Below are 21,524 nucleotides of genomic sequence, written 5' to 3' on the forward strand. Positions count from 1 at the left end.
GTCATCGGGCGCACCGGGCCTTGTTCATGAGGACGGAGCGGGAGGCGTTACTGAACGGCTTCGATCTTCTTGATCAGGTCGGCATACTTCGCGCCGTACTTTTCCCGCACCGGTGCGGTGGCGTCGTAGAAGGGTTTCTTGTCGACCTCGATGAACTCGACGCCGGCAGCCTTGAGTTTTTCTTCACTGGCAGCGGACTTCTTGTCCCACAGCACGCGCTCTTCGGCCTGGGCAGCCTTGGCGGCTGTCTTGACCAGCGCCTGTTGATCCGGGGTCAGTTTTTCCCAGGTGATTTTCGACATCACGATCGGCTCTGGCAGGATCAGGTGACCGGTCAGGCTGTAGTACTTCGCGTTCTGGAAGTGGTTGTGTTCGAGCAGGGTTGGCGGGTTGTTTTCCGCGCCGTCGATTACGCCGGTCTGCAGGGCACTGAAGATTTCGCCGGTATCCATCGCGATGCCGTTGCCGCCCATGGCGTTCATCATGTCGATGAACATCGGGTTGCCTTGCACGCGGATTTTCATGCCCTTGAGGTCTTCGAGCTTGCGTACCGGTTTCTTGGTGTAGACGTTGCGCGTGCCGCCGTCCATCCAGGCCAGGGCCACGAGACCGAATTCGGAATTGGTGATTTTGTCGAGAATTTCGTCGCCCACTGCGCCGTCGATGACGTTACGCATGTGTTGATGATCGCGGAAGATGAACGGCATGTTGAACACGTTCACGTCCGGAACCACGGGGCCGACGATACCCAGGCTGACGCGAGACAGCTGTACGGCGCCGACTTGCATCTGCTCGATGACTTCCTTTTCGGAGCCCAGCACGCCGCCGGGGAAGTATTGGAAGGTCAGCTCGCCGTTGGTTTCCTTGGTCAGGGTCTTGCCCATGTTTTCTTCGGCCACCACGGTGGGATAACCGGCGGGGTGAATGTCAGCGAATTTGAGTTGCAGTGCCTGAGCGGCGCCAGTGAAGGTAAACATCAGCGGGAGTGCAGCGGCCAGCAAGGTGCGTTTGAAGTTCATGGGGGTGAGTCTCCAGTCTTGTTATTTTTGTGTTCAAGGCACAGCGGTGCAGCAGAGGCGGGTATTACAGCGAATCGTTGAACTGCGGTTCCGGCAAACCTTTGACGTTGAGATTCAGGGCGAACACGCCACCGGCCAGGGATTGCGGGTCGTGGTCGTCGCCGGGGCGAATCGAGGTGACGAACAAGGTGTCCATCCGGCTGCCGCCGAAGGCACACATGGTCGGTTTTTTCACCGGCACCTCCAGTGAGAAATCAAGCCGACCGTCCGGGGCAAAGCGGTGAATCAGGCCGGCGTCGTTGGCGCAGATCCAGTAGAAACCTTCGGCGTCCACAGCAGCGCCATCGGGGCGACCGGGAAAATGGTTCATGTCGACGAAGACGCGTCGCTTCGACGGCGTGCCGGTCTCGGTGTCGTAATCGAACGCCCAGATCAGTTGCACGTCGGGATGCGAATCGGACAGGTACATGGTCTTGCCGTCGGGGCTGAAGCCGAAACCGTTGGGCACGATAAAACCGTCGAGCTGCGCTTCGATCACGCCAGATTGCCCGGCGCCGTAGCGGTAGAGCCGGCCTTCGGGCGCGCTCAGGCCCATATTCAGCACCATGCTGCCGGCCCAGAAGCGGCCCTGACGGTCGCAGCGACCATCGTTGAGACGCATGTCTTCGCGCGGGTGCTCAACGCTGGCGAGGCGTTCGCTGTCGAGGCTGCCGTCGCTGTGCGGATGCAGATGAAAGAAGCCGCTTTCCATCCCGGCAACCCAGCCGCCACGGCTGTGGCGGGCAATGCAGGCGAGCATTTCCGGGGTTTTCCAGGCATGCACGTGGCCGGTATCAGCGCTCCAGCGTTGCAGGCCGCCGTTGGGAATGTCCACCCAGTACAGCGCGTTTTCCTCTGCCACCCAGACCGGGCTTTCGCCCACGGCGTTGCGGGCATCGACGATCAATTCGGCTTGCATACTCATTCCTTTGCGTCGTTGTCAGGGGGATCAGTCGCCGAACGGACCTGCTGCGACAAACGCGCCGCCCTGGTAAATCCGCGCCGGGTCATCGGCGGCCGGCATCGGTTGTGCTTCGACTTTTTCGCGGAACACTTCGGAGCTGTCCTTTGGCGCGAAGCCGAGGTGGCTGGCGAAGCGGTTGTCCCACCAGACGTCCTTGTTGTCGGACATGCCATACACCACGGTGTGGCCAACGTTGGGCGTGTACAGCGCGCGCTCGAGCAGTTGCGTGAGGTCGTCGAAGCTCAGCCAGGTGTGCATCATTCGACGGTTCTGCGGCTCGGGGAACGAGGAGCCGATGCGGATGCTCACGGTTTCGATGCCGTAGCGATCAAAGTAGAAGCTGGCCATGTCTTCGCCGTAGGACTTGGACAGTCCGTAATAGCCGTCGGGGCGGCGCGCGGAGCTGGCGTCGAGTGGCTCGTCCTGTTTGTAGAAGCCGATGACGTGGTTGGAGCTGGCGAAGATCACCCGCTTCACACCGTGGCGGCGCGCTGCTTCGTAGATGTGGAAGACACCGCAGATGTTGGCGCCGAGGATTTCTTCGAACGGCCGCTCCACGGAGACACCGCCGAAATGCAGGATCGCGTCGACGCCCTCGACCAGTTGGTGTACGGCGTGTTTGTCGGCGAGGTCGCAGACCACGATTTCTTCGCGATCATCGACGGCCGGTGTGAGGGCGGCGATGTCCGACAGGCGCAGGACATTGGCATAAGGGCGCATACGTTCGCGCAGGACTTTGCCCAGGCCACCGGCAGCGCCGGTCAGCAGCAGACGGTTGAACGGGGCGCGGGGAGTGGAGATAGATGTCATGGCAATCCCTTACACGTTTGTTATTAGGTTTGTTGTAGGTTGTCGTATGACTGCGCTGAAGTATCGGTAGGGTTTCCGGAACTTGTCAACGCGACTTTTGGTGTAGATGACGGAAGGCCTGGCCTCTTTTCAATCACCACAGTTCTGTATTTGCAATGCAATCCCATGTGGGAGCGAGCCTGCTCGCGAAAGCGGTGTGTCATTTAGAGTTGATGTTGACTGACACGCCGCCTTCGCGAGCAGGCTCGCTCCCACAGGGTAAAGAGAGATCTGCTTACAACAACGAAATCGGATAACTGATAAAAATCCGGTTCTCGTCAAACTCGTTGGTGCTGAAGTCCCGGCGTATCGTTGCGTTACGCCATTTCACGTTGAGATTTTTCAGCGGGCCGCTCTGCACGGTGTAGGCCAGTTCCGACTCGCGGCCCCATTCCTTGCCGTCATTGGTGGTGGCGGTGTGCACGTTGTCGCCGCTGATGTAGCGGTTCATCAGGGTCAGGCCGGGAATGCCGAGGGCGACGAAGTTGTAGTCGTGGCGCAGCTGCCAGGAACGTTCCTTGGCGTTGTCATAACTGGCGTTGTAACTGTCGTTGGCGAGGGTGCCGCCGCTGGTGCCGTTGACCCGCATCCACGCGTCGTCGCCGCTGAGTTTTTGCAGGCCGACATAGAACGTGTTGCCGCCGTATCTGGCCGAAAGCAGAGCGAACGCAGTCTTGTTGTCGAGGTCGCCAGCCTGGGCGCTGCCGTCTTCCTTGCCGGTGAAGAAACCGAGGTTGGCACCCAGCGTCCAATCGCCCAACGGCTGGCTGTGGCTGAGGTTGAAATACTGTTGCTGGTAGATGTCGCTGAGTTCGGCGTACCACACACCGACCAGGGTGCGTTTGTCGTTGAAGGTGTACTCACCGCCACCAAAGTTGAAGCGATCCGAAGTAAACGCACCGCGGCCGTTCATCGACATGTCTTCCATGCTCGCGTCGTTGCGCGGGCTGTTGCCGCGGAACTGGCCGCCGTAGACGGTCAGGCCATTGATCTCGGTGGAAGTGATCTGGCCGCCACGAAAAGTTTGCGGCAGGGAGCGGCCGTCGTCGGAGCGCAGAATCGGCAGCACCGGCATCCATTCACCCACCTTGAGTTCAGTCTTCGAGACCTTGGCTTTCAGCGCTACACCGAACCGTCCGAAATTGTCTGCCGGGCGCCCGTCATCGTGGATCGGCAACAGTTGCGTACCGCCGGTGCCTTTGCCGCCATCGAGCTTCTGCGAATACATCCCCAGCAGATCGATGCCGAAACCGACGGTGCCCTGAGTGAAACCGGATTTGGCGTCGAGGATGAAGTTCTGCGTCCACTCTTCAGCCTTGCCCTGCGGGTAGGCGGGGTTGACGAAGTTGCGATTGAAATAGGCGTTACGCAGGTTCAGCGTGGCTTTGCTGTCTTCGAGAAAGCCTTCGGCATCGGCGCTCATCGGCATGGCAAGGGCGAGGCTGCTGCAGCCGATCAGACTTAAAGCGGTACGCTGGCGGGTGACGGAAAGACGGGAAGGGCGGACGGAATTGCAGACGAGTGTGCTCACTGTGACGCTCCCTGTTTCGTTTGTTGTTTTTATTATTTGTTATACGTCGTCGTACAACATGGGTGCGGATATTTCCTCGGTTTTATGGGAATGTCAACAGCGAGTTATACGATGACGTCCGGCCATAACGCAGAACCCTTGTGGGAGCGAGCCTGCTCGCGAAGACGGACTTTCACCCGACAAAGTTGTCGACTGACAGACCGCTTTCGCGAGCAGGCTCGCTCCCACAAGGGGAAAGTGTTTTAACCGTGAATTTGCGGCAAACTTCACCCACCTTCCGCACAAGGTCTTTCCATGGATCAATACGCCCCGCGCAACTGGCAGCCCCACGAAAAGCCCAGTCTGCCCGGTTCCCCCTCGACGCCGTTGCACTCCAACCCCAAGCGCCTGGCCTATGCCTTGGTCGGCGTACTGGTGGCGGTGACCGGTGGCTTGGGCAACTCGCTGGTGGTGGCCAACCTGCCTTACCTGCAAGGCGCACTTGGTGCGACCACGGCGGAAATGGCTTGGTTACCGGCGGCGTACGTGATGACCAACGTGTCGATGAACCTGCTGCTGGTGAAGTTTCGTCAGCAGTTCGGTTTGCGTGCGTTCACCGAAGTGTTTCTGGTGCTGTATGCGCTGGTGACCTTCGGCCATTTGTTCGTCAATGACCTCAATTCGGCGGTGGCGGTGCGCGCGGCGCACGGCATGGTTGGCGCGGCGCTCAGCTCGCTGGGCCTGTATTACATGGTCCAGGCGTTCCCGGCGAAGTGGCGGCTCAAGGCGCTGGTGCTCGGCCTCGGTACTTCACAACTGGCGCTGCCATTGGCGCGATTGTTCTCCGAAGACTTGCTGCAGATTGCCGAATGGCGCGGCCTTTACCTGTTCGAACTCGGCATGGCACTGCTCTCGCTGGGCTGCGTATTGCTGCTCAAGTTGCCGCCGGGCGACCGCTTCAAAACCTTCGAAAAGCTCGACTTTCTGACCTTCGCCATTCTCGCCACTGGCGTGGCGCTGCTGTGTGCGGTGTTGTCGCTGGGGCGAATTGACTGGTGGCTGGAGGCCAACTGGATCGGCTATGCGCTGGCCGCCTCGATTGCCTTGATCCTCGCCGGCCTGGCCATCGAACATAACCGCAGCAACCCGCTGCTGATGACCCGTTGGCTGGGCAGCGGGACGATGATCCGTCTGGCGCTGGCGGTGACCCTGATTCGGATGGTCACCTCGGAACAGTCCACCGGTGCGGTGGGTTTCATGCAGAATCTGAACATGGGCTATGAGCAGTTGCACAGCCTGTACGTGGTGATGCTGATCGGCAGTGTCGCGGGATTGTTGACCAGCGCACTGACCATCGACCCCAAACACCTGCTGATGCCGCTGATCATCTCGCTGGCACTGATGGCCACCGGGTCGGTGATGGACAGTTTTTCCAACAACCTGACCCGCCCGCAAAACCTCTACTTCAGTCAGTTCCTGCTGGCCTTCGGCAGTACGTTTTTCCTCGGCCCGACTATGGTCTTCGGCACCCGTAACGTGCTGACCAATCCGCGTAATCTGGTGAGTTTTTCGGTGCTGTTCGGGATCTGCAACAACCTCGGCGGCCTGCTCGGTGCGGCGCTTTTGGGCACCTTTCAGATCGTCCGGGAAAAATTTCACTCCAGTCACATCGTTGAGCACCTGACGCTGTCTGACCCTTTGGTGGCTGCACGCGTGCAGAGCGGCGGCTCGGCGTACGGTTCGCTGTTGGCCGACCCGAGTTTGCGCAACCTTGCGGGAATTCGCAGCCTGTCCAACGCCGCCACCCGAGAGGCTAACGTGCTGGCCTACAACGATGTGTTCATGTTGATTGCCGTGATTGCGGTGTTGACCATGATCTGGCTGTCCATTCGTGCGCTGTGGCTGATGAGCACCACCAAAGCCGCCGCCACGGCGCCATCCACACCTTCGAGCGGTGCCACTTCTTCATGACCGAACCGACCACCACGACCACCAATGCCATTGCTGCCACGCCCGAGGGTGTGGCGCCGCCGTCATCGCCGAACACCGAGCCGCGCTCGCTGCGGGTGCGGATCATCTCCTCGCTGGGCTTCGCGGCAATTGCCATCGTCGGTGTGTTGATCGTGCTCTATGCCTGGCAATTGCCGCCGTTCAGCAGTGCGGTCGAGACCACTGAAAATGCCCTGATTCGTGGGCAAGTGACGATCATTGGTCCGCAGCTCGCCGGCTATGTGTATGAAGTGCCGGTGCAGGATTTCCAGTACGTGAAGGCCGGCGATTTGCTGGTGCGGCTGGACGACCGCATCTATCAGCAGCGTCTCGACCAGTCGCTGGCGCAGTTGGCGGTGCAGAAAGCTGCATTGGCCAATGTGGTGCAGCAACGCAACAGCGCCGAGGCGACGATCAAATTGCGTCAGGCGGTGCAGGCCGACAGCGAAGCGCAGTTGCGCAAGAGCGAGGCGGATCTGCGGCGGAATCAGGAATTGGTACGCGACGGTTCGGTGTCGAAACGCGAGATGGACGTGGCGCTGGCGGCCAATGCGCAAAGCATTGCAGCGGTGGCTCAGGCCAAGGCCAATCTGGAAATTGCCCGGCAGGATCTGCAAACAGTGATCGTCAATCGTGGCTCGCTGGAAGCGGCCGTGGCCAGTGCGGAAGCGGCGGTGCAACTGGCGCGGATCGACCTGTCGAACACGCGCATTGTTGCGCCCCGTGATGGTCAGCTCGGGCAGATCGGCGTGCGCCTCGGCGCTTACGTCAACTCCGGGGCGCAGTTGATGGCGCTGGTGCCGAACCAGAAATGGGTGATCGCCAACATGAAAGAAACCCAGATGGACAATGTGCGCGTCGGGCAACCGGTGCGCTTCACTGTCGATGCGTTGAACCACCGCAAATTCACCGGGCATGTGCAGCATATTTCCCCGGGGACGGGGTCGGAATTTGCCTTGTTGCAGGCGGATAACGCCACCGGCAACTTCGTCAAAATTGCTCAGCGGGTGCCGGTGCGAATCACCATCGATCCGGATCAGCAGGAAGAAGAGCGGTTGCGGCCGGGGATGTCGGTGGTCGTCAGCATCGATACCGCAGCGGGCGACACCCAGCCCCACTGACACAATGCATAACCCTGTGGGAGCGAGCTTGCTCGCGAAAGCGATGTATCAGTGACATTTCTTTATCTGACACACCGCTTTCGCGAGCAAGCTCGCTCCCACATTTGAACTGTGTTTATCCAGCAATCATCGGGGGCAGGGTACCGAGCAGCGAGACAGCTGCAACCGCGCCAATGCCCAGCAGCCATTCGAGCATCACACTGCGTCTGAGCGCGCCCATGCGCTGTTCGCAATCATCAATCCGCAAACGGTTGAACAGCGCCAGGCCAAGCATTCCCATCACGATCAGCGCCTTGATCAACAGAATCAAGGCAAACCCGCTGAACAATGGCGTCGGCCACCACTGGCCGGTCAGCACGCGCACGTTGATCAAACCCGTCAGCAGCAGCCCGGCGACCAGCACATAACCGATGCCGCTGAAGCGCCGCAAAACTTCACGTATCGGCTCCGTCGGCTGACGCAGAATCAGCACCAGCAACAACAACCCGCCGAGCCACGCCGCTACGCAGGTCAGATGAACGATCTGGTTGAGGATCAGCAATTGCCCGCTCAAACCATCGAGCATCGCACCATGCCCGACTGGTGCCAGGGTCGCCAGTAACAAGCCGCTCAAACCCAACCGCAACGGCATGCTCGAGTGCCAAGGTGTAAACAGCAACGCCAGCAGCGCAGCATTGATCAGCAGATGCCAGCGCCACACCTGACCGAAAAACGTATGGCCCAGCACCAGCGCAACCGTGTCCGCATCAAACGCCGCTGCTGCCGAGCCGGCCATGCTCGCAGTAATCAAAAGTGCCCAGACAATCCCGCTGAGCAGCGCCACAGCGGCAAGCCAACGCGCCATTCGCGCCAGGCGCCGGTCCACTTGCAGCGCTTCATCCTTGAGCAGCAACGGCCTGAACAGCCAGGCTCCGAACAGCATCAACACCACGATGAAATGCGCAAAGCGGCACAGCACCAGCGCTTCACTCATGAATTACTGGCCAACCTTGAACTGATAAGCGCCTTCGCTTTTGTGCGTATCGACCGACACCGCGTGCCATTCGACTTTGTACTCGCCGGCACCCAGCGGTGCAGCCGGGGTGACGATCAGGATTTTCTTGTCGCCTTCGGTGGTCAGCGCTTTGACTGCGACCGGCGCACCATCCTTGGTCACGGTGACTTTGGTGAAACTGGCTTCGACACCTTCGGAAAAGGTCAGACGCAAATCGGCCGGCGCGGCGACGGTGCTGTCGGCCGCCGGGGTCTGGCTTTTCAGGTGGGCGTGGGCAAACACGGAAGATGCGGCGAACAGCGAAGCGAGCAGGGCAGTGGTGGTCAGGACGTTCTTGAACAGCATCGCGAATACCTTTGGGGCCGGAGTGAAGAAGCGTCAGTTTAGCCATCCGCTGACGTCAGTACGAAGTTTTGTTTGCAGCGGTCGCCCGCGGAGCAGAGCGGATGCTAGTCTTGGGCAACGCTGTTGTCAGGGAGCCCTCATGGGCAATCACAAGATCGAGATTCGTCGCAATAACGTCGAGAAAATCCTGCTGGCGGCGGAAAAAGTTTTCGCCGAAAAAGGCTTTGGCGGCACGGCCATGGCCGATATCGCGGCTGAGGTGCAATTGCCGCGCTCCAACCTGCATTACTACTTCTCCACCAAGAGCGAGCTGTACAGCGCGGTGCTGTTCGACCTGCTCGAAGTGTGGAAACAGGACGCGCTGTGCTTCGAAATGTTCGACGATCCGCGCGTGGTGCTGAGCAGCTACATCCGCGCCAAGATGAACCACTCGCGCAGCCGGCCGTACGGCTCGAAAGTCTGGGCCAACGAAATCATCCACGGCGCGCCGACGCTGGGCGAGGCGCTGGATGTCAGCCTGTATGACTGGGCGAAAATGAAGGAAGCGAAGATTCGCCAGTGGGTCGAGGACAAACGGATCCTGCCGGTGGAGCCGTCGAGTCTGCTGTACATGATCTGGGCGTCGACGCAGCACTATGCTGATTTTGATCATCAGGTGAATATTCTGAATGAGCATCAGCCGTTGTCGGATATGCAGTTCGAGCGGGCGGTGCAGACGGTGACGAGTGTGATTTTGCGTGGGATCGGGCTGGAGCCCTGAAGCAAAAGCTGACCCTCACCCCAGCCCTCTCCCAGAGGGAGAGGGGGCCTACCGAGGTGTATTTAGAGGTACATCGACCTGAAACACCGGGTTGATTATGGATTCAAAGCAGTCCTTGCCAGTTCATGCATCGGTTATGGATTCAAAGCAATCCTTGCCTATGAGTCCTGTCGATTATGGATTCACAGCAGCACTATCAGGTCGGCGGAGTTTCGCAGCATCCCCCAATCAGTCCCCTCTCCCTTTGGGAGAGGGTTAGGGTGAGGGGGCTGTTGGATCAGTCGGCGATCTAGACCGCAACGTGATACGGATTCCGCGGATCATGATTCCAGTCCAGAAACGGCTTGCCCGTTTCCATCGGCACCATCTCGATGCAATCCGCCACCGGACAAGTGATCTGGCACAAATTACAACCCACACACTCCTCATCAATCACTTCATATTTATGCGTGCCGTCCGCCTGCTTGAGACTGCTGATCGCCTGGTGTGAAGTGTCCTCACAAGCAATATGACAACGCCCGCAACCAATGCATGCCTCCTGGTCAATCTTCGCGATCACCTGATAATTGATGTCGAGGTACTTCCAGTCCGTGGTATTGCCCACCGCACGCCCGGAAAACTCGGCGATGTTGGCGTAGCCCTGACTGTCCATCCACCGCGACAGCCCATCCTTCATCTCCTCGACAATGCGGAAACCATGCAGCATCGCCGCCGTGCACACCTGCACCGCGCCGCTGCCCAGCGCCATGAATTCCGCCGCATCGCGCCAACTGCCAATGCCGCCAATGCCGCAGATCGGCAAGCCCTGGGTCTGCGGGTCGCGGGCGATTTCGGCCACCATGTTCAGTGCAATCGGTTTCACTGCCGAGCCGCAGTAACCGCCGTGGGTGCTTTTGCTGCCGACGGTGGGCAGGGCGACCATGTGTTCCAGATCGACGCTGGTGATGGAGTTGATCGTATTGATCAGCGACACCGCATCGGCGCCACCACGATGGGCGGCGCGGGCGGCGACGCGGATGTCGGTGATGTTCGGCGTCAGTTTGACGATCACCGGCAGCGAGCAATAGGTCTTGCACCAGCGTGTGACTTGCTCGACGTACTCCGGCACCTGACCGACCGCCGCGCCCATACCTCGTTCAGGCATGCCGTGCGGGCAGCCGAAATTCAGTTCGATACCGTCAGCGCCGGTGGCTTCGACCAGCGGCAGGATGTGTTTCCACGATTCCTCCACGCACGGCACCATCAGCGAGACGATCAGTGCGCGATCCGGCCAGTCCTTCTTCACCTGAGTGATTTCGCGCAGGTTGATTTCCAGCGAACGGTCGGTGATCAGCTCGATGTTATTGATGCCGAGCACTTCACGGTTGTTGCCATAATGCGCCGAGTAACGCGAGGACACGTTGACCGCGGCCGGGTCCTCACCGAGGGTTTTCCACACCACGCCGCCCCAGCCCGCTTCGAAGGCACGGACGACGTTGTAGGCTTTGTCAGTCGGCGGCGCAGAGGCCAGCCAGAACGGATTCGGCGCTTTGATGCCAGCGAAGACAATCGACAGATCGGCCATTTACGCAGCCTCCACATTAAGCATCAGTTGAACGTTGATCGCCTCGGCGGCGCGTTTGCCGTGCTGCACGGCTTGCACGGTGAGGTCCTGATCAAGGCTGGTGCAATCGCCGCCGGCATACACGCCGGGGATGCTGGTGCGCATGTTTTCGTCGACCTGAATGCGTTCGCCCTGGCGCTTGAGTTCACGGGCCAACGGGTCGGCGAGGGCGCTGCCATCGAACGCTTGGCCGATGGCTTTGAAGATCGCATCGGCGGCCAGTTCGAAGGTTTCGCCGGTGGTTTGCAGGCGACCGTCGACCAGATCGGTGCGGGCGAAACGCATGCCGCGCACATGGCCCTGAGTGTCGAGCAGCACTTCTTCCGGTTGCGCCCAGGTCAGCAGACGTACCTGATTGGCTTTGGCGATGTCTTGTTCGTGACCGGTGGCGCCCATGTCGGCGGCGCCACGGCGATAGACCAGATTGACGTCGCGGGCACCGAGGCGAGCCATTTGCACGGCCATGTCGATCGCCGTATTGCCGGCGCCGAGCACGATGCAGCGTTCGGCCAGTGGCAGTTGCGTGAGGTCATCGGCCTGACGCAGTTCGCGGATGTAGTCGGTGGCGGCGAGCAGACCCGGGGCATCTTCGTGAGGCAGGCCGAGTTGTTTGCTGGCATTGAGGCCAAGGCCGAGGAATACCGCGTCGAACTGCTGATGCAATTCGCTGAGGGGCAGATTCTCGCCGAGCTTTTGCCCATGACGGATCTCGATGCCGCCGATTTGCATGAGGAAATCCAGTTCCTTTTGCGCGTAGTCGTCGACCAGTTTGTACTTGGCGATCCCGTACTCATTGAGACCGCCAGCCTTCTCCCGTGCTTCGAAAATCACCACGTCGTGGCCGTGCATGGCACTGCGATGGGCGCATGACAAACCGGCCGGTCCCGCCCCGACCACGGCGATGCGTTTGCCGGTGATGGCGGCGCGCTGGAACGGGTGCTCGCTGAAGTGTGCGTTATCCACGGCGTAGCGTTGCAGCAGGCCGATCAGCACCGGCGCGCATTCCTGAGCGTTGTTGCGCACACAGGCTTGCTGACAAAGGATTTCGGTTGGACAGACTCGTGCGCAACTACCGCCAAGGATGTTCGCCGAGAGGATTTTCTGCGCCGCGCCGGGCACATTGTCCTGATGGATATTGCGGATGAACGACGGGATGTCGATCTCGCTCGGGCACGCATTCACGCACGGCGCGTCGTAGCAATACAGACAGCGCGAGGCTTCCAGATGCGCCTGCCGGTCATTGAGCGGCGGCGCCAGATCGGTGAAATGCCCGGCGAGGGCGGCCGCGCTTTCGTGCGGGTGGGGGAGATGGTTCAGGGTCTCGATCACGGTTGTGTGCCTCACGGTAACTGCCTCTATCGGGCATTGGCCAAATCCCCGTGTAGGAGCTGCCGAAGGCTGCGATCTGTTGATCTTGCTTCTCAAAAACAAAATCAAAAGATCGCAGCCTTCGGCAGCTCCTACACGGGGAATGCATTTCAAATGTGGGAGCGAGCTTGCTCGCGAAGGCCGAAGGCTTGGATTTCAGCGTTTAACGGCAGTCGGCTTATGCAACTCAGCCCGCTTGCTCAGCAAATCAAACACTGTCGGGTACGCCGGCCGTTCGATATACCGCCCGGCACCACGCTCAGCGCGCAAATCACCATCGGCCCAAACAACTTTGCCCTGGCTGACGGTATGGCTGGGCACGCCGCGCACGGTCTTGCCTTCGAAGATGTTGAAGTCCACCTGCTGATGGTGGGTCTTGGCGGAAATGGTGCGGGTGCCTTGCGGATCCCACAGCACCAGATCGGCATCCGCGCCGACGCGAATCGCGCCTTTGCGCGGATAGAGATTGAAGATCTTCGCCGTGTTGGTAGAGGTGAGGGCGACGAAATCCTGCATCGACAAACGTCCACTGTTAACGCCTTCATCCCACAACACCGCCATGCGGTCTTCGATGCCAGCCGTACCGTTGGGAATCTTGCTGAAGTCGTCGCGCCCGGCGGCTTTTTGCTCAGCGCAGAAGCAGCAGTGGTCCGTCGCGGTGGTGTGCAGATTGCCGTTTTGCAGTCCGTGCCACAGCGCCTCTTGATGACCGCGTGGACGGAACGGCGGGCTCATCACGTAACCGGCGGCGGTCTGCCAGTCCGGGTGTTGATAAACGCTGTCGTCGAGCAGCAAATGCCCGGCGAGCACTTCGCCGTACACCGGCTGACCCTTGCTGCGCGCATAGGTGATCTCGTCGAGGGCCTCTTTGGTCGAAACGTGCACCAGGTACAGCGGTGTGCCGATGGTTTCAGCGATACGAATCGCCCGGCTCGCCGCCTCACCTTCAACCTGCGACGGACGCGACAGCGGATGCGCCTCCGGGCCGGTGATGCCTTGGGCCATCAACTTGCGTTGCAGGTGATAGACCAACTCGCCGTTTTCCGCATGCACCGTCGGCACCGCGCCGAGTTCCAGGCAACGCTCGAAACTCGCCACCAGCGTGTCGTCGGCGGCCATGATCGCGTTCTTGTAGGCCATGAAATGCTTGAAGCTGTTGATGCCGTGATGGCTGACCAGCTCGGCCATTTCCTCACGCACCTGCTCGCTCCACCAGGTGATCGCGACGTGGAAGCCATAGTCGGACGCCGACTTTTCCGCCCAGCCGCGCCACTGATGAAACGCTTCCATCAATGACTGCTGTGGATTGGGTATGACGAAATCGATGATCGAAGTGGTGCCACCGGCCAGACCGGCCGCCGTGCCACTGTAAAAGTCTTCACTGGCCACAGTGCCCATGAACGGTAGTTGCATGTGGGTGTGCGGATCGATGCCGCCGGGCATCAGGTATTGACCGCTGCCGTCGAGCACTTCGGCGCCGGCGGGAATATCAAGGTTTTCACCGATGGCTTTGATCACGCCGTCGGCGCAATAGACGTCGGCGCGATAACTTTCATCATGGGTAACAACGGTGGCGCCACGGATCAACAGAGACATTCCGAGTTCCTCGCAGGCATTGACCGACTTGTGTCGGTTCTAGATGTTTTATTGATGTACAGCGTTGTAGGGTGTATTCCTGTCAGCGCTGTCAGGAATAGAAGCTAGTCGCAGATTTGCAATAGATCAAGATTATTTTTTATAAGCTTATGACTGTTTTAAGTATATGAAAAATAACGATAAAAACTGAAAATCACCAAAATGGTGAGGCTGTTCACCATTTTGACGCACTTGACAGGATGGAAATATGAGCAAGATTTCCTATGTGAAATCAGCCGCTTGAAGTTGAGCTGCGGTTGCTCGCTCACGATGAAAATAAATGCAGTGCACCAGTTTGAGTCCTGTCTGTTCGGACAACTTGCCAGGTGTTTAGCCTGAGCACCCAGACAAGTTTCCGCGAACTCCTCCGGTGAATAATTAAAACTGATGAATATCAGAAAGTTGCAAAGCGTTTGAAACACCGCCCGATGCGCTAGCGGGTTACCCGGCACGTTTATTGATGCCGCCGCTGACACCATGGCCGGTGCACGAAAGTTGTCAGTTCCTCCGGCCATCGTCCGGCTCGCACCCTTGTGCGCACGCCGCCTGATGAGCAAAAAAATAATCAGAAGAACAGTGGAGCGGCCATGCAACAGAACAGATCGCAAGTGACCGAGCGCGACGGCTTGTTCGAACTCGAAGCCGGCAGCGACGTCCTCGACAGTCCCCGTTACAACCACGATATGGCACCGACCAAGGTGCGCGAACGAACCTGGAACAAATGGCACATCACCGCGCTGTGGGTCGGCATGTCGATCTGCGTGCCGACCTACACACTCGGCGGTGTCCTCACGGCTTACTTCGGCCTGACTGTTGGTGAAGCGCTGCTGGCAATTCTGTTCGCCAACATCATCGTGTTGGTCCCGCTGACGCTCAATGCGTTTCCCGGCACCAAGTACGGCATTCCATTTCCGGTGCTGCTGCGCTCGTCGTTCGGCATTCTCGGCTCCAACGTGCCGTGCCTGATCCGCGCACTGGTGGCGTGTGGCTGGTTCGGCATTCAAACGATGTTTGGCGGGTTGGCCATTCACCTGTTTCTCGGCTCGGTGTTCGAGGGCTGGAAATCCCTCGGCGGCACGGGTGAGGTGATTGGCTTCATGATCTTCTGGGCGCTGAACCTGTGGGTGGTAATCCGTGGCGCCGAGTCGATCAAGTGGCTGGAAACCTTGTCGGCGCCGTTGCTGGTGGCGGTGGGCATTGGCCTGTTGGTGTGGGCGATGCCCAATGTGTCGATGACCGAACTGCTGGCGATTCCAGCCAAGCGTCCGGAGGGTGCCAGCGTGGTCAGTTACTTCGCCGCCGGGCTGACCGCGATGGTCGGTTTCTGGGCGACGTTGTCGCTGAACATTCCCGACTTCAGCCGTTACGCCAAGAGCCAGAAAGATCAGATCCTCGGGCAGATTTTCGGCCTGCCGCTGACCATGTTTCTGTTCGCCTCCCTCGGCGTGATCATGACGGCCGCGTCGGTGAAACTCGTAGGTGTGACCGTCTCCGATCCGGTCAGTCTGATCGGTCATATCCAAAGCCCGGTGTGGGTGGCGGTGGCGATGGCGTTGATCATCATTGCCACGCTGTCGACCAACACCGCCGCCAACATTGTTTCGCCGACCAATGACTTCCAGAACATCGCGCCCAAGGTGATCAACCGCACCAAAGCGGTGTTGCTGACCGGGTTGGTCGGGTTGTTGTTGATGGGCCATGAACTACTGAAAAAACTCGGTCTGATCGTTTCCGATGTGAGCCTGGAAACCGTGTATTCCAACTGGCTGCTGGGCTATTCGAGCCTGCTCGGGCCGATTGCCGGGATCATGGTGGTGGACTATTTCCTGATCAAGAAACAGCAACTGGACCTGGCCGGGTTGTACCGCGACGACGTGTATCCGGCGTGGAACTGGGCCGGGTTTCTCGCGTTCGGTGTGCCGGTGGTGTTGACCTTGCTGTCGCTGGGCAGCGATGCGTTCAGCTGGTTCTACAGCTATGGCTGGTTCACCGGCTCGGCGCTGGGCGGGATTATTTATTACGGGTTGTGCGTGATGCGCGCGCAGCCTTCGGTCGTGAAGTCGGCGGTGTAGCGGATGGCCCTTTCGCGAGCAGGCTCGCTCCCACATTTGAAATGCGTTTCCCCTGTGGGAGCGAGCCTGCTCGCGAAGGCGATCTACCCGACACCAGAGAAATATTCATAAGAAAAGCAGCCTGAGGAGATCCCCATGAACGCAGCCGTAGACGTTCTGCAATCGACCCATCAGCACATCAACCGCGATCGCCTGTGGGCCTCGCTCATGGAGCTGGCCAAGCTCGGTGCCACGGTCAAGGGCGGGGTCTGTCGCCTGGCCCTGACCGATCTCGACCGCCAGGCCCGCGACCTCTTCGTGCAGTGGTGCAAGGACGCCGGATGCAGCGTCACCGTCGATGCTGTCGGCAACATTTTCGCCCGTCGCCCCGGGCGCAATCCGAATCTGCCACCGGTGATGACCGGCAGCCACATCGACACCCAACCCACTGGCGGCAAGTTCGACGGCTGTTTCGGCGTGCTCGCCGGTGTCGAAGTCCTGCGCACCCTCAACGACCTCGGTGTGGAAACCGAAGCGCCGCTGGAAGTGGTGGTCTGGACCAACGAAGAAGGCTCGCGCTTCGCACCGTGCATGATGGGCTCCGGCGTGTTCGCGGAGAAATTCACCCTCGAAGAAACCCTCGCCAAAGTCGATGCCGACGGCGTCACCGTCGGTGAAGCGCTGAATGCCATTGGTTATGCCGGTTCGCGCAAGGTCAGCGGGCATAAGGTCGGCGCCTATTTTGAGGCACACATCGAACAAGGCCCGATCCTCGAAGACGAACAGAAAACCATCGGCGTCGTGCTGGGCGCGTTGGGGCAGAAGTGGTTCGACCTCAAGCTGCGCGGCGTCGAAGCCCACGCCGGCCCGACGCCGATGCACTTGCGTAAAGACGCGCTGGTCGGCGCCTCGGTGATCGTCGGCGCGGTCAACCGCGCCGCCCTCGGTCATCAACCCCATGCCTGCGGCACCGTTGGTTGCCTGCAAGCCTATCCTGGCTCGCGCAACGTCATCCCCGGCGAAGTGCGCATGACCCTCGACTTCCGTCACTTGGAACCGGCGCGTCTGGACTCGATGATTGCCGAGGTGAAGCAAGTCATCGAAGCCACCTGTGAGGAACACGGTCTGACTTATGAACTGACCCCGACTGCCGACTTCCCGCCGCTGTATTTCGAAAAGGGCTGCGTGGAAGCGGTGCGCGGGGCGGCGAAAGGTTTGGGCCTGTCGAATATGGACATCGTCAGCGGCGCCGGGCATGACGCGATTTTCCTCGCCGAACTCGGCCCGGCGGGGATGATTTTTGTGCCGTGCGAAGGCGGCATCAGCCACAACGAAATCGAGAACGCGGCACCGGATGATCTGGCAGCGGGGTGTGCGGTGTTGTTGCGGGCGATGCTGGCGGCTTCGGCGATGGTCGCGGGAGGGCAGCGCGCAGCTTGAAGATCAAAAGATCGCAGCCTTCGGCAACTCCTACAGGGAAACCATAAATCCTGTGTAGGAATTGCCGGAGACTGCGATCTTCGCTGTCACCACAACGTCATGAAAATGTGTGAATTTGCCGGCCCATGAAAATCATCACCTCCGGCGCGTCCTATCTGGACATCGACGCCTACGCCTGCTGCATCGCTTACGCAGAATTGCTCAACCTGCAAGGCATTCCCGCCCGCGCCGTCAGTAGCGCACAACCTAACGCCAGCGTTTCGCACACCGTGCTCGGCTGGGCTGCTACTTTTGACGATTGCCAGCCGACGCTGGACGATGAGTTTGTCCTGGTCGATGTCTCGGACTATCACCATTTCGACCCGTTGGTGGTGCTCGAACGGGTGGTGGAGATCATCGATCATCATCCGGGGTTCGAGCATTACTGGCAGCAGACGCTTGGGGCTGCCGCCGATATCCGTGCGATCGGCGCGGCGGCAACTCAGGTTTTTCAGCGCTGGCAGACGGCCGGTGTGCTGCCGCAGATCAGCATGCAAAGTGCCGCTTTGCTGGCCACCGCGATTCTCGACAACACGCTGAATTTTACCGGGCAGATGACCACTCCAGCGGACATTGAGGCCTATACCGATCTCGCTTCACGGGCAAAACTGACCGCAGACTGGCCCCGGCAGTATTTTCTCGAATGCCAGGCCAGCATCGAATCGGACCTCGCCGCAGCTTTGGCAGCCGACTCGAAACGGATGAAGTCCGAGAGCAACCTGCCAGGCTTCTTTGCGCAAATGACCGTGTGGGATGCCGACGCTTTGCTGCAAAAACACCGGTCGATGATCGAGCGCTGGATGGCAGAGCAGGGCGATGACTGGCTGTTGAATGTCATCAGCATTCGCGACAGCAAAAGCTGTCTGCTGGCACCGAATCACGTCAGCCAAGCAAAGCTCAATTGTCTATGGCCACTCGACTGGCAGGCTGGAGTCGCCGTTGTGTCGCCGTCAATGTTGCGCAAGGAATGGCTGAAATTGGGGCTGGACGCTGCCAGTCACTGCGCGCCAAACACCATCGTCCAGTAAACCCCTTCATCACTGCGCGCCTCACTGGCAAACCCGGCACCGACCTGGGTAAACATCGGGTTCATCAGATTGGCGCAGTGCCCGGGACTGGCCAGCCATCCGGCCATGGCCTTGCCCGGTGAACTCTGCCCGGCGGCAATGTTTTCGCCGATTTGCCGACCGCGATAGCCGGCCGCGCGGGCGCGATCGGCGGGCAGGTCACCGTCCGGGTCGCGGTGGGCGAAATAGTTGCCGTAAGCCATGGCTTTGCTGTGCCCCTGCGCGGCGGCGCCCAACGCCGCGTTCCAACTCAACGGTCGGGCGGCGGCGAAGCGCTGGCGCCCGCACATGCGTGGCCGGGCGCGCGCGGCGTTGACCTCGGCCAGCAGGGCCTTGCCGACGCTGCGGTTATCGCCAACGCGGCTGTCGAGCACCGGTTGCGCCAACACCACTTGCCACTCATTGCGCGAACGACTGACACCGATGTCGGCGTAGCTCGCATCCAGCAGCGCGGCGCAGTGCTCGTCTTGCAGCAGGTCGAAAGCCTCTTCGGCGTCCTCGGCGCCAATCACGCGAATACTGCGCACCGCCACGGCCGAATAACCGGACGACTTCAACGCTTCACGCATGCCGCCGGCGTAGCGATAACCGATCGGCAACGCCAGGTTCGACTTCAGCGCCAACGGTGCCAAGCGTTGCGCCGGGCGTCGATCGCAACGTTGCGGATGGGCGCGATAGTCGTTGATGGCGGCCACCAGTTGCCGCTCCGCACCGGCAAGGGCAGTTTCAGCGAACAACGGTGAAAGGATCAGCAGGCACAGCGAAACCAAGCGAGACGAGCGAACGGCGTGGCGCATGAGACGGGCAGCTCTGAAGAGGGACAGCGCAAAAGTTGATTGAACCGCAGAACGCGGCGCGAGTAGGACTGGGGAATCGGGACTTGGTTCACCGATTCAACACATCCGCCATCCACTGCAAATACTGCACACGGTCGGAGATCGAGTTATGCCCCGAATCCGGCACCACCCTGAGCACCGCCACGCCTTGCGGGAAGTGCTCCAGCAAGCGCTGCGTGCTGGCGCGCGGAATCACCTCGTCGTCACTCGCCGCCAGCAACAACGTCGGCACGCGGATATGCGCGGCGTACTTGCCTGATTCAAAACGATCCTTGAGCAACCACTGCACCGGCACCCATGGGTATTGCCGCGCCGCGATTTCTTCGAGGCTGTTGTAAGGCGTCACCAGAATCAATTGCTGCACCGGCCGCTGACTGGCCAGACGCACGGCCACTCCGGAACCGAGACTGCGCCCGACCACGGCAATCTGCGGATGACTGGCGTAGACCTGATCGAACAGTGCCAGAGCATCCTCGGCAATCGCCGCCTCGGACGGTGAACCATCGCTGCCACCAAAACCGCGATAGTTGAGCAGATACACCGCGTATTCAGGAAATGCCTCGGCAAACTCCGGCAGATTGCGCGACACGTCCTCGGCATTACCACCGAAATAGATCAGCGCCCTCGGCCCGACCCGCTCGCGGGTGACCACCGAAACCTGCGCATCCGGCATCGACAGGGTTATCCGGGAATCAGCGCTGTTGACGGCATTGGGCTGCGGAAAATAGATCAGCGAACGCTGGAAAAAGAACAGCGCCGCACACAGCACCAAGTACACGGCAACGATCAATGCGACGAGTGACATCAGGGTTCGGGACATTCGGCTACTTTTAACGGTGTGTGAAGGATCGCTGTCGCAGTGTAGTCCAGCCGTGCAACCGGGCCGCTCGCACACACAACATGCAACAGATCCACGCAGCAGGGGAACCAGCATGAGCCACACTGAGGGTTACTCCCGTCGCCGATTGCTCACGCTGGCTGCCGGGGTTTCGGCGGTCTTCACCTTTGATCGGGCGTTGGCCACAACCACCACGCCCGCGACTTCCGGAGGCCACGCCATGCAGACCCGCGCCATCCCGTCCAGCGCCGAGTCGCTGCCCATCGTGGGGCTGGGCACCTATCGCGGCTTCGACGTCGCCCCCGGTGATCCGGCCTACCGGCAATTGCCGACGGTGCTCGATGAGCTGTTCACCAAGGGCGGCACGCTGATCGACAGTTCACCGATGTACGGCCGGGCAGAGGAAACCACCGGTGAACTGCTGTCGATCCACGAGCCGCGTTCGCCGGCGTTTCTGGCCACCAAGGTGTGGACGCGCGGGCGCGAGGAGGGCATCGCGCAGATGGAGCAGTCATTCAGTCTGCTGCGCACCGAACGCATCGACCTGATGCAGATCCACAACCTGCTCGACTGGCAAACCCACCTGCCGACCTTGCGCGAATGGAAAGCCCAGGGGCGCATCCGTTACATCGGCATCACCCATTACACGCCCTCGGCCTACGACGAAGTCGAAGCGGTGCTGAAGGCCGAACAACTGGATTTTCTGCAAATCAATTACGCCCTCGATGATCGCGGCGTGGAAAAACGCATTCTGCCGCTGTGTCGCGAGCGCGGTGTGGCGGTGATCTGTAATCGGCCATTCGGTGGCGGCGGACTGCTGGCCCGGCTCAAAGGCAAACCGCTGCCGGGCTGGGTGTCGGATGTGCAGGTCAACAGTTGGTCGCAATTGGCGTTGAAGTTTCTGCTCTCACATTCGGCAGTGACTTGCGTGATTCCGGGTACGAGTAATTCACGCTATATGGCCGACAACGCCAAGGCCGGGTTCGGACCGATGCTCACCGATGCGCAACGGCATCAGTTGATTGCGTTGCTGGGTTGATCGATCTCGTAGACGGTG

18 protein-coding genes are annotated in these 21,524 nt (G+C 60.0%); 7 read left to right on the forward strand and 11 right to left on the reverse strand.

Features of this window, described 5'->3' with window-relative positions; genetic code table 11:
• Positions 1 to 47: 47 nt before the first annotated feature.
• The 4 genes from F8N44_RS11585 to F8N44_RS11605 all read right to left on the reverse strand — a co-directional run bounded on the left by F8N44_RS11585 (position 48) and on the right by F8N44_RS11605 (position 4,402).
• The gene (locus F8N44_RS11585; RefSeq protein WP_095118327.1) at positions 48 to 1,019 is read right to left on the reverse strand and encodes a TRAP transporter substrate-binding protein; all 972 of its coding nucleotides are present in this window, start codon (positions 1,017 to 1,019) and stop codon (positions 48 to 50) included.
• Positions 1,020 to 1,083: 64 nt separating this feature from the next.
• Positions 1,084 to 1,977, reverse strand: coding sequence for an SMP-30/gluconolactonase/LRE family protein (locus F8N44_RS11590; protein WP_150650397.1), 894 nt, complete (start codon positions 1,975 to 1,977; stop codon positions 1,084 to 1,086).
• Between the two features lie 30 nt (positions 1,978 to 2,007).
• Positions 2,008 to 2,832: an NAD-dependent epimerase/dehydratase family protein gene (locus F8N44_RS11595; protein ID WP_150650398.1), complete on the reverse strand. Its 825-nt coding sequence runs from the start codon at positions 2,830 to 2,832 to the stop codon at positions 2,008 to 2,010.
• Positions 2,833 to 3,106: 274 nt separating this feature from the next.
• Positions 3,107 to 4,402, reverse strand: a complete 1,296-nt coding sequence (locus F8N44_RS11605) for an OprD family porin (RefSeq protein ID WP_150650400.1) — start codon at positions 4,400 to 4,402, stop codon at positions 3,107 to 3,109.
• A gap of 294 nt (positions 4,403 to 4,696) precedes the next feature.
• Between F8N44_RS11605 and F8N44_RS11610 the strand changes: the two genes are divergently transcribed.
• Together F8N44_RS11610 and F8N44_RS11615 are read left to right on the forward strand one after the other, a co-directional pair.
• Positions 4,697 to 6,352 (forward strand): MFS transporter, encoded by a 1,656-nt coding sequence (locus F8N44_RS11610; protein WP_150650401.1) that lies wholly within the window; start codon positions 4,697 to 4,699, stop codon positions 6,350 to 6,352.
• A complete protein-coding gene (locus F8N44_RS11615) occupies positions 6,349 to 7,491 on the forward strand; it encodes an HlyD family secretion protein (RefSeq protein WP_150650402.1) in 1,143 nt (380 codons plus the stop codon). Before F8N44_RS11610 ends, F8N44_RS11615 begins: the two co-directional genes overlap by 4 nt.
• 115 nt (positions 7,492 to 7,606) lie before the next feature.
• On the opposite strand, the gene copD is transcribed toward F8N44_RS11615, so the two are convergent.
• Together copD and copC are read right to left on the reverse strand one after the other, a co-directional pair.
• Positions 7,607 to 8,464 carry a copper homeostasis membrane protein CopD gene (gene copD / locus F8N44_RS11620; RefSeq protein ID WP_150650403.1) on the reverse strand — a complete coding sequence of 286 codons (858 nt, stop codon included), beginning with the start codon at positions 8,462 to 8,464 and terminating at the stop codon, positions 7,607 to 7,609.
• Positions 8,465 to 8,467: 3 nt separating this feature from the next.
• Positions 8,468 to 8,830, reverse strand: a complete 363-nt coding sequence (copC, locus tag F8N44_RS11625; protein WP_150650404.1) for a copper homeostasis periplasmic binding protein CopC — start codon at positions 8,828 to 8,830, stop codon at positions 8,468 to 8,470.
• A gap of 139 nt (positions 8,831 to 8,969) precedes the next feature.
• Between copC and F8N44_RS11630 the strand changes: the two genes are divergently transcribed.
• The gene (locus F8N44_RS11630) at positions 8,970 to 9,590 is read left to right on the forward strand and encodes a TetR/AcrR family transcriptional regulator (protein ID WP_007919317.1); all 621 of its coding nucleotides are present in this window, start codon (positions 8,970 to 8,972) and stop codon (positions 9,588 to 9,590) included.
• 289 nt (positions 9,591 to 9,879) lie between these two features.
• On the opposite strand, the gene preA is transcribed toward F8N44_RS11630, so the two are convergent.
• From preA to hydA, 3 genes are all read right to left on the reverse strand, one after another.
• Complete coding sequence (preA, locus tag F8N44_RS11635; RefSeq protein ID WP_150650405.1) at positions 9,880 to 11,154, reverse strand: NAD-dependent dihydropyrimidine dehydrogenase subunit PreA; 1,275 nt, start codon at positions 11,152 to 11,154, stop codon at positions 9,880 to 9,882.
• On the reverse strand, positions 11,155 to 12,522 hold the full coding sequence (locus F8N44_RS11640; protein WP_150650506.1) for an NAD(P)-dependent oxidoreductase: 1,368 nt from the start codon (positions 12,520 to 12,522) through the stop codon (positions 11,155 to 11,157). It abuts the gene before it with no gap.
• 195 nt (positions 12,523 to 12,717) lie between these two features.
• Positions 12,718 to 14,157: a dihydropyrimidinase gene (hydA, locus tag F8N44_RS11650; RefSeq protein ID WP_150650406.1), complete on the reverse strand. Its 1,440-nt coding sequence runs from the start codon at positions 14,155 to 14,157 to the stop codon at positions 12,718 to 12,720.
• A 626-nt stretch (positions 14,158 to 14,783) separates the two neighbouring features.
• Between hydA and F8N44_RS11655 the strand changes: the two genes are divergently transcribed.
• From F8N44_RS11655 to F8N44_RS11665, 3 genes are all read left to right on the forward strand, one after another.
• Positions 14,784 to 16,268: an NCS1 family nucleobase:cation symporter-1 gene (locus F8N44_RS11655; RefSeq protein WP_150650407.1), complete on the forward strand. Its 1,485-nt coding sequence runs from the start codon at positions 14,784 to 14,786 to the stop codon at positions 16,266 to 16,268.
• Between the two features lie 135 nt (positions 16,269 to 16,403).
• The gene (locus F8N44_RS11660; RefSeq protein ID WP_150650408.1) at positions 16,404 to 17,687 is read left to right on the forward strand and encodes a Zn-dependent hydrolase; all 1,284 of its coding nucleotides are present in this window, start codon (positions 16,404 to 16,406) and stop codon (positions 17,685 to 17,687) included.
• Positions 17,688 to 17,812: 125 nt separating this feature from the next.
• Complete coding sequence (locus F8N44_RS11665) at positions 17,813 to 18,754, forward strand: DHH family phosphoesterase (RefSeq protein WP_150650409.1); 942 nt, start codon at positions 17,813 to 17,815, stop codon at positions 18,752 to 18,754.
• Here the strand turns inward: F8N44_RS11665 and F8N44_RS11670 are convergent.
• Both F8N44_RS11670 and F8N44_RS11675 read right to left on the reverse strand, forming a co-directional pair.
• Positions 18,724 to 19,590: a CAP domain-containing protein gene (locus F8N44_RS11670; RefSeq protein ID WP_150650410.1), complete on the reverse strand. Its 867-nt coding sequence runs from the start codon at positions 19,588 to 19,590 to the stop codon at positions 18,724 to 18,726. The genes F8N44_RS11665 and F8N44_RS11670 overlap by 31 nt on opposite strands.
• A gap of 88 nt (positions 19,591 to 19,678) precedes the next feature.
• Complete coding sequence (locus F8N44_RS11675; RefSeq protein ID WP_150650411.1) at positions 19,679 to 20,449, reverse strand: alpha/beta hydrolase; 771 nt, start codon at positions 20,447 to 20,449, stop codon at positions 19,679 to 19,681.
• A gap of 112 nt (positions 20,450 to 20,561) precedes the next feature.
• Here F8N44_RS11675 and F8N44_RS11680 point away from each other — a divergent pair, with 112 nt between their 5' ends.
• The gene (locus F8N44_RS11680) at positions 20,562 to 21,506 is read left to right on the forward strand and encodes an aldo/keto reductase (RefSeq protein WP_191630885.1); all 945 of its coding nucleotides are present in this window, start codon (positions 20,562 to 20,564) and stop codon (positions 21,504 to 21,506) included.
• Positions 21,507 to 21,524 lie beyond the last annotated feature (18 nt).

The organism is Pseudomonas fluorescens (assembly GCF_902497745.1).
Classification (GTDB): domain Bacteria; phylum Pseudomonadota; class Gammaproteobacteria; order Pseudomonadales; family Pseudomonadaceae; genus Aquipseudomonas; species Aquipseudomonas fluorescens_BM.

Excerpts from the sequence above, each read along its gene's own strand:
- F8N44_RS11585 (WP_095118327.1), bottom strand. The coding sequence starts at position 1,019 with ATGAACTTCAAACGCACCTTGCTGGCCGCTGCACTCCCGCTGATGTTT.
- F8N44_RS11590 (WP_150650397.1), bottom strand. The coding sequence starts at position 1,977 with ATGCAAGCCGAATTGATCGTCGATGCCCGCAACGCCGTGGGCGAAAGC.
- F8N44_RS11595 (WP_150650398.1), bottom strand. The coding sequence starts at position 2,832 with ATGACATCTATCTCCACTCCCCGCGCCCCGTTCAACCGTCTGCTGCTG.
- F8N44_RS11610 (WP_150650401.1), top strand. The coding sequence starts at position 4,697 with ATGGATCAATACGCCCCGCGCAACTGGCAGCCCCACGAAAAGCCCAGT.
- F8N44_RS11615 (WP_150650402.1), top strand. The coding sequence starts at position 6,349 with ATGACCGAACCGACCACCACGACCACCAATGCCATTGCTGCCACGCCC.
- copD (WP_150650403.1), bottom strand. The coding sequence starts at position 8,464 with ATGAGTGAAGCGCTGGTGCTGTGCCGCTTTGCGCATTTCATCGTGGTG.
- copC (WP_150650404.1), bottom strand. The coding sequence starts at position 8,830 with ATGCTGTTCAAGAACGTCCTGACCACCACTGCCCTGCTCGCTTCGCTG.
- F8N44_RS11630 (WP_007919317.1), top strand. The coding sequence starts at position 8,970 with ATGGGCAATCACAAGATCGAGATTCGTCGCAATAACGTCGAGAAAATC.
- preA (WP_150650405.1), bottom strand. The coding sequence starts at position 11,154 with ATGGCCGATCTGTCGATTGTCTTCGCTGGCATCAAAGCGCCGAATCCG.
- hydA (WP_150650406.1), bottom strand. The coding sequence starts at position 14,157 with ATGTCTCTGTTGATCCGTGGCGCCACCGTTGTTACCCATGATGAAAGT.
- F8N44_RS11655 (WP_150650407.1), top strand. The coding sequence starts at position 14,784 with ATGCAACAGAACAGATCGCAAGTGACCGAGCGCGACGGCTTGTTCGAA.
- F8N44_RS11660 (WP_150650408.1), top strand. The coding sequence starts at position 16,404 with ATGAACGCAGCCGTAGACGTTCTGCAATCGACCCATCAGCACATCAAC.
- F8N44_RS11665 (WP_150650409.1), top strand. The coding sequence starts at position 17,813 with ATGAAAATCATCACCTCCGGCGCGTCCTATCTGGACATCGACGCCTAC.
- F8N44_RS11670 (WP_150650410.1), bottom strand. The coding sequence starts at position 19,590 with ATGCGCCACGCCGTTCGCTCGTCTCGCTTGGTTTCGCTGTGCCTGCTG.
- F8N44_RS11675 (WP_150650411.1), bottom strand. The coding sequence starts at position 20,449 with ATGTCCCGAACCCTGATGTCACTCGTCGCATTGATCGTTGCCGTGTAC.
- F8N44_RS11680 (WP_191630885.1), top strand. The coding sequence starts at position 20,562 with ATGAGCCACACTGAGGGTTACTCCCGTCGCCGATTGCTCACGCTGGCT.